The 17627-nt window shown below is 71.8% G+C and carries 13 protein-coding genes and 1 pseudogene; 3 read left to right on the top strand and 11 right to left on the bottom strand.

What is annotated here, in order from left to right; genetic code table 11:
* Positions 1-3: 3 nt before the first annotated feature.
* From ACH4U8_RS29385 to ACH4U8_RS29360, 6 genes are all read right to left on the bottom strand, one after another.
* A complete protein-coding gene (locus tag ACH4U8_RS29385; RefSeq protein ID WP_395781508.1) occupies positions 4-5565 on the bottom strand; it encodes an RHS repeat-associated core domain-containing protein in 5562 nt (1853 codons plus the stop codon).
* The gene (locus tag ACH4U8_RS29380) at positions 5448-6713 is read right to left on the bottom strand and encodes a hypothetical protein (RefSeq protein ID WP_395781272.1); all 1266 of its coding nucleotides are present in this window, start codon (positions 6711-6713) and stop codon (positions 5448-5450) included. The genes ACH4U8_RS29385 and ACH4U8_RS29380 overlap by 118 nt, the downstream gene beginning before the upstream one ends.
* A gap of 343 nt (positions 6714-7056) precedes the next feature.
* Positions 7057-7872, bottom strand: a complete 816-nt coding sequence (locus ACH4U8_RS29375; protein WP_379992857.1) for a chitosanase — start codon at positions 7870-7872, stop codon at positions 7057-7059.
* A 237-nt stretch (positions 7873-8109) separates the two neighbouring features.
* A complete protein-coding gene (locus ACH4U8_RS29370) occupies positions 8110-9270 on the bottom strand; it encodes a hypothetical protein (protein WP_395781270.1) in 1161 nt (386 codons plus the stop codon).
* Positions 9271-9286: 16 nt separating this feature from the next.
* Positions 9287-9787, bottom strand: a complete 501-nt coding sequence (locus ACH4U8_RS29365; RefSeq protein ID WP_395781268.1) for a hypothetical protein — start codon at positions 9785-9787, stop codon at positions 9287-9289.
* A 15-nt stretch (positions 9788-9802) separates the two neighbouring features.
* Positions 9803-10270, bottom strand: a complete 468-nt coding sequence (locus tag ACH4U8_RS29360; RefSeq protein WP_395781266.1) for an AAA family ATPase — start codon at positions 10268-10270, stop codon at positions 9803-9805.
* A gap of 421 nt (positions 10271-10691) precedes the next feature.
* On the opposite strand from ACH4U8_RS29360, the gene ACH4U8_RS29355 reads away from it, so the two are divergent.
* On the top strand, positions 10692-10850 hold the full coding sequence (locus ACH4U8_RS29355; RefSeq protein ID WP_360317126.1) for a hypothetical protein: 159 nt from the start codon (positions 10692-10694) through the stop codon (positions 10848-10850).
* Here ACH4U8_RS29355 and ACH4U8_RS29350 read toward each other — a convergent pair.
* The 3 genes from ACH4U8_RS29350 to ACH4U8_RS29340 are packed head-to-tail and all read right to left on the bottom strand — an operon-like array spanning position 10845 to position 13612.
* Positions 10845-12152, bottom strand: a complete 1308-nt coding sequence (locus ACH4U8_RS29350) for a cytochrome P450 (protein WP_395781264.1) — start codon at positions 12150-12152, stop codon at positions 10845-10847. The two genes, ACH4U8_RS29355 and ACH4U8_RS29350, sit on opposite strands and share 6 nt — an antisense overlap.
* Before the next feature lie 53 nt (positions 12153-12205).
* The gene (locus ACH4U8_RS29345; protein ID WP_395781262.1) at positions 12206-12664 is read right to left on the bottom strand and encodes a hypothetical protein; all 459 of its coding nucleotides are present in this window, start codon (positions 12662-12664) and stop codon (positions 12206-12208) included.
* Positions 12665-12718: 54 nt separating this feature from the next.
* Positions 12719-13612 carry an MFS transporter gene (locus ACH4U8_RS29340; protein ID WP_395781260.1) on the bottom strand — a complete coding sequence of 298 codons (894 nt, stop codon included), beginning with the start codon at positions 13610-13612 and terminating at the stop codon, positions 12719-12721.
* On the opposite strand from ACH4U8_RS29340, the pseudogene ACH4U8_RS29335 reads away from it, so the two are divergent.
* A pseudogene (locus ACH4U8_RS29335) lies at positions 13611-13802 on the top strand (DUF5937 family protein); the annotation flags it as partial. The gene ACH4U8_RS29340 and the pseudogene ACH4U8_RS29335 overlap by 2 nt on opposite strands.
* 142 nt (positions 13803-13944) lie before the next feature.
* Here the strand turns inward: ACH4U8_RS29335 and ACH4U8_RS29330 are convergent.
* On the bottom strand, positions 13945-15210 hold the full coding sequence (locus ACH4U8_RS29330; RefSeq protein ID WP_360317120.1) for an ROK family transcriptional regulator: 1266 nt from the start codon (positions 15208-15210) through the stop codon (positions 13945-13947).
* A gap of 144 nt (positions 15211-15354) precedes the next feature.
* Here ACH4U8_RS29330 and ACH4U8_RS29325 point away from each other — a divergent pair, with 144 nt between their 5' ends.
* On the top strand, positions 15355-16833 hold the full coding sequence (locus tag ACH4U8_RS29325; RefSeq protein ID WP_395781258.1) for a carboxylesterase/lipase family protein: 1479 nt from the start codon (positions 15355-15357) through the stop codon (positions 16831-16833).
* Between the two features lie 327 nt (positions 16834-17160).
* Here the strand turns inward: ACH4U8_RS29325 and ACH4U8_RS29320 are convergent, their stop codons facing one another.
* Positions 17161-17493: an STAS domain-containing protein gene (locus ACH4U8_RS29320; RefSeq protein ID WP_360317114.1), complete on the bottom strand. Its 333-nt coding sequence runs from the start codon at positions 17491-17493 to the stop codon at positions 17161-17163.
* Positions 17494-17627 lie beyond the last annotated feature (134 nt).

The following is a 17627-nucleotide window of genomic DNA, read 5'->3' as shown; positions in this document are numbered from 1 at the left end:
GCATCACTGAAGGAACGTCTCGCCTTCGTACCAACCGTCGTCATCGAAAGCTTCGATCGTGACGGCGTAGGGAACATCTTGTCCGGGATGGTAGCGAGGAGTCGAGGAATAGAGGATGGTCTTTCCGTCCACGAAAACATGGGCGGCGATTCTCTTTTCGAGTTCGTTCATCGGCCCGTTGTCCACCCGCGCGGTCGTGGTGACCAGGTTCGATTCGACAGTCCCGGATCCACCCAGGGCTTTGGGCAGAAGGTGGCCGCGACTCAGGCCCACATTCGGCGCATAGCCCGGAGGATCGCGGTTGGCCTTCGTCCCCTGGGCGGTTTGCGGAGTAACGATCGCGACGATACCCGAGCGTTGACCCAGGGCATCGATGCTGCCGTAATCAACGTCGCAGTTGTGCACCAGTACCGGCGCAGTCCCTGCCGACACGTAGTACGAATGTGCGACGTCGACGGTCAGGTCGTGTGTCCGCTGTCGGCCGTGCAGATGGCGGACGGCGCCGACCTGGACCCAGGTGCCGGTGGCGGTTTGCAGGAGTTGGCCGGGGTGGAGGTCGCCGGCGTTTATCCACTGTTTGAGGTCGGGGGCCCAGAATGGGTGGTTGACGGTGGCGATGATGGAGGCGTCGCCCTGATCGGTTGCGACGGTGATGTCGGCGAAGTTCTTGTCGTCCTCGGTGGTGATCGCCGCCAGGACGGTGCGAGGTGCGGATTCGCCCGATTCCGGATCGGTGGCCAGGACCGTGTCGCCGGGCTTGACGTCCTGGATGGCCTTGGTGGTGCCGTCGGCCATCAGTACGCCGGTGCCGGCCGGGAAGCTGTGGCAGCTCGGGTCGGCGCCGGTCGACGGGGTGCCCGCCGGGGCGTTGTCGATCAGGCACGAGCCGCCCGCGCCGGTGACGCCTCGGCATTTGGACAGGCGGGTATTGGGGTCGCCCAGGTCGCCGGGGGCGGGTTCGACGTGGCAGTCCTGCATCGCGTCGGCGCCGAAGCGGCCGGAGCAGTCGCCGATCAGGTGCAGGTCGCCCGGGCCGGGGCCGGACCCGCACGAGGCGGTGGAGCCGCCGGCGCCGCAGGTTCCCGCCAGGGGTGCGCCGGAGGGTAGGTCGGGAGCCTTCGCCGAGTCCGGCACCTGGCTCACTTCGACCCGGAGCGCGTTGTCCAGGTCGATCAGGCGCCGGGCGATCGTCTTCCAGTAGTGCTCGAACAGGCTGCTCCACCCGCCGGAGGTGGTGTCACCGGTCGACCACTGGTTCCACTTGTGGGTCTCGGTGTAGCGGTACCAGTCGGTGCGCTCGTAGGCGAAGGTGCTGTCGAAGTACTTGTCGACCGTCGACCATGCCTTCCAGGACGTGGTCGTGGCGGTGCCGGTGATGTACGGCGGCGGGGGCGGCGGCGGCTCGGCGGGCGGCGGAGGCGGTGGGCAGCAGGTCGGCTGGGGATCCGCCGGTGGGTCGGCGGGCTTGTCCAGTGGTTCCGGGTCCCGGACGGGAGTGGTGGAGCCGTCCATGTTGACGACGACCCAGACCGTCACGCCGGTGACCAGCGCGACCAGCACCACCGCGCCGACCACGAGCAGGACTTCGGGGGTGAGGACCGAGGCGACCGCCAGCACCGCGCCGCGCATCGCCACCCGCAACCCGGCCCGCGCCACCGGCTTGGCGGCGGATTTCACCACGTTCCCGGCGAGTGAAATGCTCTTCGAGCCCGCGTGTCGGAGCGCGGCGGCACTGGGCGTGCCGGGGATCTTGAGGAAGTGCCCGGTGGGGTCCCACGTACTGGTCGGGTTCCCTTCGCCGTACCCGTACCGGTTGGTCGACGCCGACCCGTTCATCGGCACGGCCGCCGTGTCCCCCGATGCGAACGAGCCCGTCGTCGGGTCGTACCACCGCGCCTGGGCCTGGACCCGACCCGTCGTCTCGTCGGTCCACGACCCCTGGAAGCCGATCGGTGCCTGCGCCCCCGCCGACGCGGTCACCTTCCCGAACGCGTCGTAGCTGCGCGACCCCGAGATCGCACCGGTCGTCGGATCGATCAGCGCGATGGCGTCCTGGTGCGCGTTGGTCAACACGCCGTACGCCGGCGCGGCGCCCGAGGGCAGGTCCGCGTCCGCCGTCGACTCGCGCGCCGCGAACGTGGTTTCCGGTGGGCCGTCCCGCGCGCCCAGGACGGTGTCACCGCTGCGGGTGAACCACCAACGGCCGTCGGTGGCGGGCTCTTTGTCGAACCCGTTGTAGCCGAATCGCCGATGGCTGGCCGCGTCCGTGTTGCGCGACGTGGTCAATCGGTCCAGCGCGTCGTACTCATAGGACGCCGTCCCGTCCGCCGTCAATCGGCCGAACGCGTCGAAGCTCTGGTCCGCGGTCGACACCGGCACGCCCACCGCCCGACGGGTGGTCCGCGCCAGTGTGCCGTTCGCGTCCCACGTGTAGTCGGTGGTCCCCGCGACCGGATCGCTCGCCTGCACCAGCCGGTTGCGCTCGTCGTAGCCGAACGAGCTGCCTCCGGTGGCCACATGCGATTGCGGGGTGCCCTCCCACTTGGTGGCGGCCTTGCGGTTGCCGACCTCGTCCCAGGTGTAGTCCGTGCCGGTCTGCGCGGTCGGGTCGAAGTCGCTCGACAACCGGCCGGCCTGGTCGTAGGTGTACTCCCGGTTCTTGGCTCCGGCGATCTCGCCCTCGGTCGTGGAACCGAGCAGGTTGCCTTCCAGGTCCCAGCGGAAGGTCTGCTTCGCGGTGACCCCACCCGCAGGGTTGCGCACCGTGTCGGTGTCCACCCGGCCGGCCGCGTCGTAGGTGTAGCTGCGCGTGGCCAACTCCCGGATCCCGCGCGTTTGTTCCTCACCGGTGACCCGGCCCGCCGCGTCTCGCGTATACCTGCGGGTGAGCTGCGAGATCGTGTCGCCGACCGAGACCAGGTCCGAGTTCTCGTAGTACCACGAGACGCCGTCGGTCACCGCCGGACCGAAGCTCGACTTGACCCGACCGTCGCCGTCGTAGGTGTACCGGGTCTGGCCCACGTGACCGGTCGAGAGCGTCATCAACCCCCGGTCGTCGTACTCGTACATGGTTTCCGCGGTGCCGCTCCGGGTGTGCGTCACCCGGCCGGCCGCGTCGTAACCGAAGGTGCGCTCGGTCGCCTTGTCCGCGCCCGTCCCGCTCTCGCGCACCGTGCGGCCCAGTCCGTCGTACTCGAACCGCCGCACCACACCGCCCGGTTCGGTCGCGACGGTCGGATATCCGGCCACGTCGTAGGACGTGCTCCAGGTCCGGTCGGCGATGGCGGGGTGGGCGGCCGTCACCGGCTCGCGTCGGGTGCTCGGCAGGTTCCACGTGTTGTACGTGGTGTACGTGGCCCGCCCCGCCGCGTCGGTGACCCGGGTCCGGTTGCCCACCGCGTCGTAGCCGAACCGAGTGGTCAACACCTGCGTGGCGGCCCGGTCGACGCCCTCGGACAGCGCGATCACCCGTCCGCTCGCGTCGTATTCCCTGCTTTGGAAGGTCTGGCCCAGCGTCCCGCCCCGCTCGCCACCGACCCGGGTCGCGTTGCCGGCCGCGTCGTACTCGTAGTGCTTCTCGCCCGCGGGCGCGCCGTCGGCCGCCTTGGCCACCGTCTCCAGCAACTTGCCGTCGACGTCCCACAGGTTGACCACGGTCCGGCCGACCGGATCCACCGTCGTGCGCAGCCGACCGGCGATGTCGTAGGAGTGGGTGGTCGACCCGTGGCCGCGCACCGTCTCGGTCCGTACCTGCCCGTCGGCGGTGTACGTGTAGGCCGTGGACTGCCCACCGGGTGTGTCCACGCGCAGCACCCGACCCAGGTCGTCACTGGTGTAGGTGGTGGTGAAGCGGTCCACCCAACCGCCCGGGAGCCGCTGCAGAGCGGTCGCGGTGCGTGTGCGGTCCATCCCGTCGTACGTCCACAACTGCTGGGCGCCGAGCGAGTCGAGGCGGGCCACCACGTTGCCGTTGTCGTCGTGCGTGGAGGTCACCGTGTAGGGCGAGGCACCTTCCGAAGCGGCCGGCTCGATCAGCTGGAACATCCGGTTCCGGGCGTCGTACTTCATCGTCGTCGTGCGCCCATGGCGGTCCTGATGCCGAATCGGGTTCCCGACCCGGTCGTCGGTCCACTGCTCCACCGGAAAGCGAACGGATCCGTCGGGGTTGGTCATCTGCGGATACGTGACCTTCACCCGGCGGCCCTGCGCGTTGTACTCGGTCACCGTCACCCGGCCCAACGCGTCCCGCTCATGGGTGACTTCGCCGAACGTGTCGTAGCCGATCGTGGTGGTCGCCCGCACCTGGCGCGGAGCCGCGCCGTCGCCGTCCTCGACCGCCGCCGGCGGTTCGACGGTCTCGCGGACCCGGCCCAGCAGGTCGTATGCCTGCTCGGTGGTGAACGCCGGGTTCGGCGGGTCGGTGGAGCCGATCGCCGGCACCCCGCGCGGGTCGGTCGTGGCGAGCAGCCGACCCGCGCGGTCGCGCTTGAACGCGGTCACCGACTCGCCGGAGCAGCACATGGTGCGCACGCCTGTCGCGACCAACTGCCCGGCGGCGTCGTAGATCTGTCGCGTCGTATCCGCCGTGGTCGACCCGTCCGACAACACCGTCGAGGTCACCGCGCCGGCCTTGCTGTAGCCGGTCGTGGTCACCCGGTTCAGGCCGCCCGGGTCCAGGACGGTGCCGATGCTGCGGTTGACCGCGTCGTAGCCGGACGTGGTGACCAGGCTTGCCGTTCCGGCGCCTTGCACGTCCTTGACCACGTTTCCGGCCGCGTCGTAGGTGTACGTGCGCAGCGGGATGTCCCGCGTCGTGTTGGTGACCGGGTCCTGGAAGCCGCGCAGCGTTTCGGTCAGTCGCAGTCCGTCGGGCGTGTAGGTGTACCCCACCCAGTGGCTCATCGCGTCCGCCACCTGGCTGAGCCGGCCGCCCGGGTCGTAGCGCCGCGCCGAGATCCGGATGTCCCGGGGATCCGTGCCCGTGACGCTGAACTGTCGGAGCCAGGTGTCGGTCAGCCGGGTCTGCGCGTCGTAGAGGAAGTCGTAGCGGGTGCCCACCGGGTCGTAGCTGGTGCGCACCTCGCCGAGGTATCCGTAGGCGATCGACCCGGTGTAGATTCCACCGCTGGTCACGGTGGTCCGGCGATCCCGCACGTCGTAGGTGTAGACCGTCAGTCGCTCGCCGTCGCCTCCCGCCTCCGGCGGGGTCAGGTCGGCCACCCGCACTTCGAGCAGATTCCCGTTGACGTCCCGCCTGTTGGTGGTGCGCTTGCGGTGGGTCACGCCGGAAATCGAGTTCGTCACGGCCGGTTCGGTGACCGTCTCCACGTTGCCGAGGGCGTCGTAGGTGAGGGTGGTCACCGCGCCGTCCACGCGCTGCTCGACGGGTTGGCCGGTCCGGTTGTGGAAGACGTCGGTGACCAGGCCGGTGGGTGTCGTCGTGCGGGTCACGTCGCCGAAGCGGTTGTACTCGTAGCGGGTGGTGCGACCGTCCGGATCGGTGCGGGTGCGGGCGAGGCCACACGGCTGCGCCGCGCCGGCCGGGGCCTGCGGGTCGTTGACCACCAGGTCATCACGGCCGCGGGTGGCCGCCATCGGTGGTAGACCGTGAAGCCGCTGTTCGGTGTTCCCACCCGCAACCAGCCGCTGTCCTGGCACGGCTTGGCCGGCTCGCCCTGCGGGCACAGTTCGTACTGCACGTCGATCGGCCGCGAGTCGTCGCCGTAGACGCCGATGGACAGTTCGGTGTCGAGCCTGGCGTAGGTGGCGTCGTAGGGCGGGTCGTAGATCCGCGCGGACGGCGGTTGGTGCGGAAGGGTGAAGAGCATCGGGGTGGCGGCCGGCACGCCGCGATCGACGTAGTAGACGCCGTCGTCCTGCACGTCCCAGACCAGCTTGAACGACCCTGCGGGCAACCGCTCGATCCGTGCGTAGATCTGAGTGGTGGCACCGACCGGGACGTCCGAGGTCAGTGCGGTCGGGGTGCCGAGGTAGTTGTACAGCGAGCCGTCGGCTCGATAGAGGTGGTAGCCCAGTGCGAAGCTGGAGTTCGCCAACCACGTGTAGTTCGACCTGTTGGTGAGGGAGACCCACACGTAGCCGGGTTGGGCATAGGTGGGCACGACACTGAGGTTCCCCCACGAGTACCAGACCCCGTACTGGGCATCCGGCGGCGCCGAGGCCGGACCGGAGCGCACCGGCCCGGGGGCATCCTGCGGTCCGGGCTGCCGGTTCGAATCCGGTGCCGGGGGGTCATGGGCGGATCGGCCCTCCGCGTGCGGGAGTTGCTCCAGTCGAGGACCCTCGGTCACCCGCTTCGGCAGGTCGATCTCGGGGTGTTCGGCGGTCGGCTCCTCGGGCGCGCGGCCCTGCCGGACCAGAGTTTCGTTGACGGCCCGCATCGCCGGATCGAGCGCGGTCGGTGTCGGGCGGGCCGGCGCCTGCCGTTCGGCGACGGTCTTCGCGACGCGTTGCCGGGCCTCGTACAGGGCGTCGCCCGGCTTGGCGTCCACTCTCGCCGCCGGCGTGGGTGGCGGCTCGGTCGGCACGGCCGAAGTCGGCCCGGCCGGCTGCGGTCCGGCCAACGACTTGTCCGCCGCGGCGGCGTCGGTCGGGCCGGGCCATGGCGCCAGGAAGCCCGCCAGGAGTGCGAGCAGCACCACGCCGACCAGACCCAAGCGAACGCGGATCCCCACCCTGTCCCCCTGACGCATGCGGACACGGTGGGCACGTCTGTTTCCCCCCGCGTTGCCCACTGTGGCCAACCGGCCCGCCGGTTGTCCGGAGTCGATCCTGACTGGATGTCAGGAACCGCGACAGGGACCGGAAGCAGGGTTCATCCGACGTTTCCCTGGCGGATATTCGGCCGATGGACGGCCGCACGACGGTGCGACCCGCGACGCGCGGAAGGCCACCGCCGAGGCGGTGGCCTTCCTGGTGCGGGACGAACAGGGTCGGAAGCGGCGCGATTCCGAGCCGATCCACGTCGAAGAAGGATGGGGGAAGGGGGAAGGGAAGGGGGTGGGGCGGAGGGTGGAGCAGGTCGGGCGGTGTCGATCAGCTCTTGATCGAGTAGCTGTCGCCGTAGACCTTCCAGTTCAGCGGGGGGTTGAGGTCGAGGTTGCCGGCCTTGAGGAAGACCCGCTGCTCGGTGTCGACCCGGCTGGTGTCGCTGTGCGCGTCCTCGTGCTTCATCGCGACCTTGCGGGCGTCGAGGAAGGCGTTGAGGTAGGTGGTCTCGTTGCCGCCCTGGGCCGGCGACTTGGCCTTCTTGAGCGCGTTCGCCCGGATCGAGCTGAAGCTGTCCCGGTCGCCACCGTCGCCGTGCATGACGATCGCGTCGTAGTAGATGAACTGGCCCAGTGCGCCCAGGCCGTCGGACTTGCCGCGGTTGACCGCCGGGTTGAAGTACACCCGGTCCCGCTCGTCGTTCTGGGCCGTGCGGAAGTCCGCGTCGGCGGCGGCGGTCGCCCACGCCTTTTCGAACGAACTGCCCAGACCCGCATGCGAGTCGGTGCCGTTGACCTTGCGCAGCGCGGGCAGGTACTTGGCCAGCACGTTGCCCGGTTTGCGCGCGGTGTACAGCTCGACCAGGTCGAGCATGTCGCCGGTGCCGGAACAGAAGCCGATGATGCCGGCCGTGTATCCGCGCCCGTCGTCGATGTCCTCGATGTACTTGTACTGCGCCTTCCAGTCCAGGGAGGAGTTCTCCGCACTGGACACCAGTTGCATGGCGATGTCCTTCTTGTGCGGGTCGTCCAGCCCGATCCGGGCGGCGGCCTGCTGCGTGGCGCTGGTCGAACTCGACTGCGTGGCGCTCGTCGCCGCATGGGCCAGCGGCCCGGGTGCGGCGATCAGCAGTCCGGTGGCCACAAGCAGGGTCAAGCGCTTGCGGGATCGTCCGAGGTGAGATTTCACGTGCGTCTCCGTTCCGGCTCTACGGCCACGTTCGGGGGGCTCCGTGTCCATCCATTGTTAGGAAAGTTTCCTAACTAGGAACGAGACACATTGAAGCACCGCCGAGTTCCGTCGCCAAGGGGGGATTGGGAAACATCTGGGGAAACTGAGGGACCGTCTTCCGGGTTGGTCACAAAGCGGCTCGACGACCGATCAGGTTCGGAAGACGGCGTGCACCATCGGACCTTCCAACACCACGATCCGGCCCGAGCGGTCCCAGACGGTGACCCGACCCGCGTGCTCCCGGAAGCCGATCGTGTCCGAATCCGCGCCGGGGAAGGCGATGTTCGCACCGGGCCCGGGGTCCCGGCCCAGGTACAGGGCCGCCGTTTCGTCGCCCGCCAGGACCAGGTGGGCATCGCCGGAGACGAGCAACGCCTCGAACGTGGTCGGCACGATCCGGCCGCCGGCGGTGACCAGCCGGCGCGGCCCTCCGGCAGGTTGACCGGAGCGCTCGCGCAGGGTCCAACCCGGCATGTCCCAGCGCCACTTGGCCACATCCGTCAGCTGTCCGACGCCTTCGGCGGTCTGCGCGAGCGCCGCGATCGAGGTCGCGGAGCGGGTCACGCCCAGGAACGAGGCCGGTGTGGCCTCCTCGCGCCGGACGACCTGCGGTCGCGGGGTGAGCGTGTCGAGCACGGTGATGACGCCCCGGTCCAGGGTCACCAGGTGGGCACCGTCGAAAGAGTCGGCGAACTCCCGTGCGGACAGCGTGGCCCAGTGCCGCAGCCGGCGGGTGACCGAATCCAGCCGGTGGATGTCGCAGGACGCCCCCTGATCCGCGATCAGCAGTGCGGCCGAGGCGTGGTCCGCCAGGACGATGCGATCCGCCGGCACGTCCCACCGTGCCCGCTCGCGACCGTCGCGGCCGAGCAGCCGGGTGCCGGCGGCGCCGCAGGCGACCAGGACGGTGCCGTCCGGGAGCGCGGCGGCGTTGTGGACCGGCAGCCGACCCGGGAAGTGGCCGGCGTTCACCGCGAGCGGCTCGGTGCGCCGCCGAGTGGGCCGGGGTTCGACGGGCGGTCGCAGATCGGCCGCGACGAGTGGGTCGGCGCGGGCCCGAAGCGCGTCGAAGCGCCGACGGCCGCTTCCGGCCGGGAACGCGACGGACCCGACGGGTCGACCGGCGGCCCGCACCAGGGCACGGGCGGCCAGGGTGGCCAGTTCGCGATCCGCCCGCGCCGCCGGGCCGGCCACGGCCGCTCCCCGAGCCAACACGGCAGCCACCGGCAGCGGCGGCTCACGTGGATGCCAAACGGGCGCGGCCGGGCCGGCCACGATCGACCCGTCCACCGGCTCGACGCCGCCCGTCACGACTGCACGGCCGCGATCAACCGGGGCGAATCGCGGCCAGTTCGACGTCCAGGTCGGGTGTGGCGAAGCCGGCGTCGATCTCGCGCAGCACCGCCTCCAACCGCAGCCGCCGGTCGCCGTCGCTGGGCTCCGGCCCGAAGCGGGCGAGCAGATCCCGTCCGGTCGCCGCGAGTCGCCGCGCCCGGGCCGCGCTGCCGTGCGAGTACTCCTCGGCCGCGTGGCACAGGCTGCCGCTGCCCGCCGCGCCGATCAGGTCGACCAATACATCGCGCGCCGCCGCCTGCGCGTCCGCCGTCGGCGCGATCAGTGGCAACGTCCACAGGTCGCCCGGCTCCGCGACCGCCCGCCCGTCCAGGACGGCTGCGGCGGCGACCAGGCGCTGCGAGCGCACCGCGCGGCGATCGGTGATCGGCACCCCGGCCGCCCGCAGCCGGCGCACCGCCGTGGCCAACACGGGCCGCACCGACCCCAGTTCGCAGACGCGCGCGGCCTCGGCGAGGCGATCGACACCGGCCAACGCGTCCGGCGACCCCTAGACCGGCCCGGAGGTCGTGAGGGTGTCACCCTCCTCCAGCAGCTCCTCCAAGCGCGCGTCCGCGACCGGGTCGACGAACACCCGGGCCAGGAACCGGTCCGCGAAGGCGGCGAGCGAGAGTTCCTGCGGAACATGGTTGGCCGCGCCGACGCACACCCGCAAAGGCGCCGCCGGCACGGTGGCGCCCCGCCGGAACACCCGCTCGTTGAGCAGGCCGAGCAGGGTGTTCAGGATCGCGGTCGAGCCGAGGAAGACCTCGTCCAGGAAGGCGATCTCCGCCTCCGGCAACATCCCGGCCGTCTCGATCTCGACGACCCCCTCGCGCAGCCGACGCAGGCCGACCGGTCCGAAGATCTCGTTCGGTTCGGTGAATCGGCCCAGCAGGTACTCGAAGTAGCGCCCGCCGAGCTGTTCGGCGATCCAGCGCACCGCCAACGACTTGGCCGTGCCCGGTGCCGCGACCACGAGCAGGTGTTCCCCCCGCGACCGCGCACAGCGTCACCACCTCGGCGACCACTTCGCGATCGACCAGGCCGACCCGCGCGGCCGCCAACGCACCGCGAACGCAGCCTCCCGCACCCCGCCTTGCGCCTGCTCCTGCACCGACTCCGGAACGATCACCCGGGAAGTCTATGCATCATGCAATGAACACAGATTCGCATTCCGCCCCACGGCCGGATCCACCGCCCGGCCCACGGCCACGCGCGGCTGCCCGCCGGGCTCGACACCGCCGCGCCGACAACCCGTTGGGGTGGATGTCAGCCGGTATGCGAGGCGTTGCCGGCACCGATTCGGAGGGGTTCGAATCAGCCGGGTAACCGGTTGATTACGGACTGATTCGGAAACGATGGCAGCCAACCGGGCCGTCGCGTGGCAGCATCGTGGCATGGACGAGCATCCGCAGCCCGAAGTCGAGCCCGAATGGCTCGACCACGACGACTTCGAACGGCTCATGGCCGAGGTTCTCCCGACCCCGGACCCACAGTTGCCGCCGCTCTCCGACAAGCGGATCTACGAGCGCACCGGTGGGGACACCGGCTCATGAACCGCCCGATTCGTCGGGACCGACCCGATCACCCACGGCTCCCCCGGCACCCGTAGCGCCCATGGTGCCCGCAGCCCCCACCGCGTCCACGGTGACCGGGAGTTCCCCGTAGCCCCGCAACACCAGTCGGTCGCGTCGGGTCGCGCCCGGGGCGAGGGTCAGCGCCGGGAAACGGTCGAGCAGACGCGGGAACGCCACCGTCGCCTCCAGTCGGGCCAGCATCGCGCCGACGCAGAAGTGCAGCCCGGCCCCGAAGCTCAACGAGCCGCCCTCGGCCCGCCACGGGTCGAACCGCTGCGGATCGCGATATCGCGCGGGGTCCCGATTGGCGGCCCCGATCAGCACCAGTACCTCAGCGAAGCGCGGCACCGGCACGCCGTCGATCGAGAGATCGTCCCGAAGCGCGACCCGCGACGTCAACTGGACCGGCGAGTCGTAGCGCAGCACCTCCTCGACGAAATCGGCCACCGGCAACGTCCGGTCGACCAGCGCGCGGCGCACGTCGGGATGTTCACCCAGCAGCGCGAGGCCGTTGCCGAGCAGGTTCGTCGTGGTCTCGAAACCGGCCACGAGCAACAGCACCAGGTTGGCCACGAGTTCGGCGTCGCCGATCGCCTGCTCCGGGTCCTCGTCGCGCAGTCGTACCAGCGCGCCGATCAGGTCGTCCTGCGGCCGGGCCCGGCGTTCGGCGACCAAGTCCGCGAAGTAGCCGCCGAGTTCCAGAGCGGCCCGATCCGCCGGGCCGGTATCGGTCGCCACCGACATGAACTCCAGGACGCCCATCAGGTCGTGGGCCGGGTCCCGAAAACGATATCGGTCCTCCTCCGGGACGCCGAGCAGTTCGCAGATCACCCCGACCGGCAGCGGGAAGGCGAACCGATCCATGAAGTCGACGGGGGCGCCCGCCCGGCCCGACTCGGCCATCCCGGCCAGGAGTCGGTCCACCGCCCGCGCGATGGCCGGTTCCAGCGCGGCGATTCGACGCGGGGTGAACACGGCCGCGATCGGCCCGCGCAGCCGGGTGTGCACCGGCGGATTGCTCTGCAGGATCGAGCGGCCGAACAGTTCCTGCGACGGGGCTTCCGACTCGCCGCCGAACATCGCCGCGCTCGCCTGGCGGTCCAGCACGCCGAAGCCTCGCTCGCGCAGCACCCGATCGGCCGCCGCATGGCCGGTGACCAGCACAAACGTGTCGTCCACCCGCACCACGGGGCCGAGCGCGTGGGCCTGTTCGTACAGCGGGTAGGGATCGACCCGGGTCTGTGGGGTGGTGAGCCGGTCGACGATCGCCGATGCATCCATGCGTTGCCCTCTCGTTCCCGGGCGGCGACCGACGCCGGCTGCCTGCCACCGGGTCAACCGCTCACGGGGGCAGCGGAGTTCCCGCCCCCGGTCGAGGACGAAGCCACCGGGGCACGGTCGTCGGGGACTCGGTCGTCGGGGACTCGGTCGTCGGGAGTTCGCTCGTCGGGGGCTCGCTCGTCGCGGACTCGATCGTCGGGACCCCACCGGTGGATGGCGACCGCCGCCGTCACGGTCGCTGCGGTCAACGAGGCCCACAACACGCCCGGGCCCCAGGCCAGGAGCCCCATCAGCGCCGCCGGGGACGCCGCCACGCCGATGCCGTGGCCGAGCTGGAATCGGGCCAGGGCCCGGCCCAGGCGGTGGGCGGGCGTGGTCGCCACGACGAGGGCGGTGGCGCTGCCGGTGTAGATGATCTCGCCGGCCGTGTAGAGCACGGACACCAGGGCGATGGCCGCCGCGCCGGCCTGGCCGCCCAGGCCGCCGGCCGCCCAGAAGCCCGGATAGGACACGCCGAGTACGAGACCCGCGCCGGCCGGCGCGGAACGACGGGGGCGGCGGGAGAGTCACACCACGACGGCGATCCGGCTGGTGACGACGATGAGCGTGTTGGCCACGAAGATGCCGGCGGACCAGGCCGGGGACGCGTGCATTCGGGTGACCAGTACGGCGGGCAGCGCCACCTCCAGCACGTTGAAACAGAACGCGTAGGGCAGATTGGCCACATCGAGCACGCCGATCCGGCCGCCGGCCCGTCGCTCGCCCGCCGGTTCGACCCGGTCCCGCGTACCGGGCCTGCCGGTGCCGGTCACCCGCAACGAGCGCGCCGGCAGCGCGGCGACGGCGTAGCCGAGTCCGGTCACCGCCGCCAGTACCCGCATGGCGCCGGTACCGCCGGCCGTCGCCAGGGTCGCGATCAACGCACCGGTGCCCATCCCCGCGTTGCGCAGCGAGCGCCCGGCGGCCGGCGCCGCGTCCCGGTACCGCTCGTCGGCCACCGTGCCGACCAGCGCGGCGTGCGCGGGCGGCCGGCACTGGTCGCCGATCCCCAGGAACAGCGCGGCGACGGCGAACCCCCCACACGCCGGAGCCGCGAGCCCGCCGAAGACGAGCAGCGCCGCCACGCCCAGGACCCGGATCGCCATCGCGCCGGCGACCGCCGCACTCCGGGCGCCCCGGTCGATCCACCGACCGAGGAACGGCATCATGGTGAGCCCGAGCAGCATGCCGATCGACATCGCCGCACCGGCCTGCGCCACGCCGAGCCCCAGCACCCGGACCCCGTACAACAGCAGGAACGGCCGCAACATCCCGGACCCGAGCGCGTCCACCCCGATCGCGACGGCGTAGCGCGGGCCGCCCGAGGCACGCACCGGCTCCCCCGGGGAGGGCCGCTCCGGCCGACCGGCGGACGGGGCCACGAGCGGGGTCGAAGGCGGTTGCGGCGGAGTCGTCGTCATGGGCGAAACCGTCCTCGGCCCACCCCGGCCCGGTCACCTCGATCGACCGTTGTCGTCAATCGGTACCGGCCCACCACGCGCCGGCTGCGATGATCCCGTCGTGAGCCTGACCATCGACATCATGGGGCTGCCGCCCGAGCGCCTGCTGTTCGCGGTGTCGCCGCTCGCCGAGCTGACCGCGATGCTGCATGTGCTCGCCGAGCCCGTGCATCACCCGGCACACCACCACTGGGCCGCCGAGACCCGGTGCGGGTCGGGAGCGATCCGGGCTCGTCGTCTCGGCGGGGTGGGGACACGTTCCGTTCGAGGTCGTATCCCGACTCGATCCGAGTTCAGCCGTCCGGAGCGGGGAGGTCGCCGGGCGGTGGGGACGGGTGGTCGGGTGACGGGACGCCGGCGGCGTCGGCGAGGGTGGCCTCGCGGCTGCTGCGCAGGGCTCCGTGCAGGGTGGCGTCCGGGCCCAGGAGGCCCTGCACGATGGTCGGTTCGAGGTGGGGGGCGAGCGCGCGGCGGCCCGCGAGGGTGGCTTCGATGCCGGGCCTGAGCCACTCGGCCCAGGTCGCCAGGTAGCCGCCGAGGATCACCTCGCCCGGGTCCACCAGCCCCGAGATGGCCAGTACGGCGGCGCCCACCGAGCGGCCCGCGACCGCGAGCGCCTCGGTCGCCCGCGGCTCGCCGGCGCGCAGTCGGCGGTCGAGTTCGGTCAGGGCGGCGTCGACGCCGGCCCGTGCGACGACGTCGACGAGGCCGGCGGCGGCGGTCAGCGGCTCGGGCCCGACGTACATGGCCAGGCATCCGCGCGCGCCGCACGGGCACCGGGGGCCGTCGAACGCGAGCGGGATGTGGCCGACTTCGCCGGCCATGCCATGCGTACCGGTGTGGATCCGGCCGTCGACCACCAGGCCGCCGCCGACGCCGGTGTCGGCCTTGATGTACGCGACCGCGTCGGGGAGTTCGCCGTTCGGCTCGGCACGGGCGTGGTATTCGGCCAGGGCCGCGACGTTCGCGTCGTTGACCACGTCCAGCGGGCAGGCGAGATCGGGCAGATGTGCCCGTACCAGCGCGCGCAGGTCGGTCCGCGACCAGCCGAAGTCGATCGCGGCGGCGACGGTATGCCCGGGCCCGGTCACCGGCCCCGCCATCGCGATCACCACCCGGGCCAGATGCGCATCGCGCCGCGCCCGCAGCACGGCCTCGGCCCGCGCGATCTCGCCCGCCAGCACCGCGGCCAACGGCTCGGGGTCGCCGAACGGCGCGTGATGCGGCACGGACGCGCGATGCGCCACCGTGCCGGCCAGATCCGCGGCCATCACCTCGACCCGCTCCAGCGTCACCTGGAGCGCGATCGCCAGCACCCGCCCCGGCACCAGGCGCAACAACCGCCGCGGCCGACCCCGCCCGCCGGAGGAGGCCGAGCCGACCTCGGCCACCAGGCCGCGCCCGATCAGGTCGGCGGCCAACGCGGTGACCGACGCGGGCACCAGACCGGTCGCCGCCGCGACCTCGGTGCGCGCGCACGGGCCGTGCGCGGCGATCTCGCGCAGCACGAGGGCCAGGTTGTGGCGGCGTACCGCGGCGGTGTCGGTGGGGGTGTTCACGGCTCGATTCTCCCCCAGGGGTGCGAGGGCGGCGGCATAATTTTTTCAACTCTTGTAATATTTATCGGACGAGGTCGATACCCACCCCCTGGAACCTCCCCGGTCCAGTCGGCTCCGTTTCCGGTTCGCACAAAGGATTACCCCGTGTCCCAGCAGCCGCTCGTCACCACCACCCTGGGCCCCGTACAGGGCTTCTGGCAGGGTGCGTCCGCCCGCTTCCTCGGCATTCCCTATGCCAAGCCCCCCGTCGGCAACCTGCGCTTCGCCGCGCCCGAGGCGCCCGAGGCGTGGATCGAGCCGCTGGCCGCCACCGCGTACGGCCCCACCGCACAGCGCCGCGCGTTCGGCGACGGGCCGACGATCATCCCGGAGCCGTCCATCCCCGGCGACGACGTACTCGGGGTCAACGTGTTCACCCCGAATCCGAGCGCGGACGCCGCGCTGCCGGTGCTGGTCTGGATCCACGGCGGCGGCTTCGTGGCCGGCTCCGCCGCCAGCCCGTGGTACGACGGGGCCGCGTTCAACCGGGACGGCGTGGTCCTGGTCTCGCTCGGCTACCGCCTGGGCATCGAGGGCTTCCTGCACCTGGAGGGCGCCCCCGACAACCGGGGCGTGCTGGACTGGATCGCCGCGCTGCGCTGGGTCCGGGACAACATCGCGGCCTTCGGCGGCGATCCGGCCAAGGTCACCATCGCCGGCCAGTCGGCGGGCGGCGGCGCGGTGCAGACGCTGATGGCCACGCCGTCCGCGTACGAACTCTTCCGGGCCGGCATTTCGGTCTCCGGCGCGGTGATGGAACCGCAGAGCCGCGCGGCCGGCCTCGCCGTCGCCGAACTCTTCACCGCCCGCACCGGCCTGCCCGCGACGGCCGCCGCGCTGCGCGACCTCTCGCACGACGACCTACAGGACCTCCAGGACCTGCTCACCGCGCCCGAGGAGGGCTCCGCCGCACTGCCCGGCCTGCTGCTGGCGCCGTTCACCGACGGCGAGTTGATCCCCGAGGACGTGCACGTCGCGTTCCGGGACGGCTCGGCCACACCCGCGCCGATGATGCTCGGCGCCACCCATCACGAGTTCAACGCCGCCGCCGAATTCGGCATGTCGGACGCCCCGGTCGAGGCCGCCGTCGCCATGCTCGACTCGCTCGGCCTGCCCCCCGAGGGCATCACGGCCTACCTCGCCCTGCACGAGGGCGCGACCCCCGCCCAGGTGATCGGCCAGGCGCTCACCGACACCCTGTTCCGCGCCACCGCCGTCGCCATCGCCGAGGCCCGCGCGAGCCAGGACCGGCCGACCTGGTTGTACGCCTTCGAATGGCTCTCCTCCGCACCGATGTTCGGCGGCCACGCCTTCCACTGCCTCGACCTGCCCTTCGCCTTCGACCTGCTGGCCGCCGAGGGCGCGGAGAACGCAACCGGCCCCGACGCACCCCAAGCCCTGGCCGACGCGATGCACGGCGCCTGGGTCGCCTTCGTCCGCGACCTCGACCCGGGCCCCCGGTGGCCCCGCTACACCCGGGACGACCGCAACACGATGACCTGGGACACCACCCCCCGAGTCACCCCCGACCCCCTGTCCCCCGAACGCCACATCTGGACCACCCGCCGGACCCCGACCACCTGAGCCGAACCACGCACCGCCGAGCCTCGCCCGCCGCGCCGAGATCCGCCCACGCCCTGGTCGCGAGCCGGTCGCGGTAGGCGAGGTGGTGCATGTCGCGAGTCGGGAGAGGCCGGGGGGTGCCGTTTGCGAAAGCGTCGCGGGCGGCGGGTTCGCTCACCTCTCGGACGCGGACCCGGTGGCCGCCTCGGGCTCGACTCGACTCGACCCGGCGCGGCTCGGCGAGGTCCTGCTCGCGGTCACAACACCGACACCGACGGCACCACCCGACCCACGCCGGCCTCGAAGTCCCATGCCCACGGTCCGCGTTCGGGCGGGCTGCGAGGCGGGTCAGGCTGCCGCGACCCGTCGTTCGAAGAGTTCGTCGGTCTCGGTCAGGGTCAGCAGGCGGGCCACCGCCGGCGGGACGTCGTGCAGGAGCAGCGTCGAGCCCAGGCCGTACGCCCGCAGCCGGGCCCGCAACAGCGCGCTCAGGCCGGCGCAGTCGCAGAATCGCACCGCACCCAGGTCCAGGCGGATCACGCCGGACCGTTGGTCGAGGCAGCGGTCCAGGGCGAATTCGAGTTCGGGTACCGCGTCCACGTCGATTTCCCCGGACACGGTGATCACGGCTGACGAGGCGGCCAGGACGGTGGTGACGGTGAAGCTCGGGCACGAGTACATCGGAGCCCTTCCTGACGCTGCGAAGGCGTGCGGATCCCCGGACGTCGGAACCCGGGGAGCGCCCCGTGCGCGGACGGCCCGGCGCGCACGAGGGCAACCGGAACCAGCGGAACACCGTTCGCAAGCACGAAGGT

Source organism: Embleya sp. NPDC020886, from assembly GCF_044333915.1.
Lineage (GTDB): Bacteria > Actinomycetota > Actinomycetes > Streptomycetales > Streptomycetaceae > Embleya.
This window is presented reverse-complemented; position numbering and strand designations above follow the sequence as displayed.

Bases quoted from the DNA above. Each gene is read 5' to 3' on its own strand.
- ACH4U8_RS29355 (WP_360317126.1), top strand. From the start codon at position 10,692: ATGGACGAGCATCCGCAGCCCGAAGTCGAGCCCGAATGGCTCGACCAC.
- ACH4U8_RS29380 (WP_395781272.1), bottom strand. From the start codon at position 6,713: ATGCGTCAGGGGGACAGGGTGGGGATCCGCGTTCGCTTGGGTCTGGTC.
- ACH4U8_RS29320 (WP_360317114.1), bottom strand. From the start codon at position 17,493: ATGTACTCGTGCCCGAGCTTCACCGTCACCACCGTCCTGGCCGCCTCG.
- ACH4U8_RS29350 (WP_395781264.1), bottom strand. From the start codon at position 12,152: ATGGATGCATCGGCGATCGTCGACCGGCTCACCACCCCACAGACCCGG.
- ACH4U8_RS29340 (WP_395781260.1), bottom strand. From the start codon at position 13,612: ATGACGACGACTCCGCCGCAACCGCCTTCGACCCCGCTCGTGGCCCCG.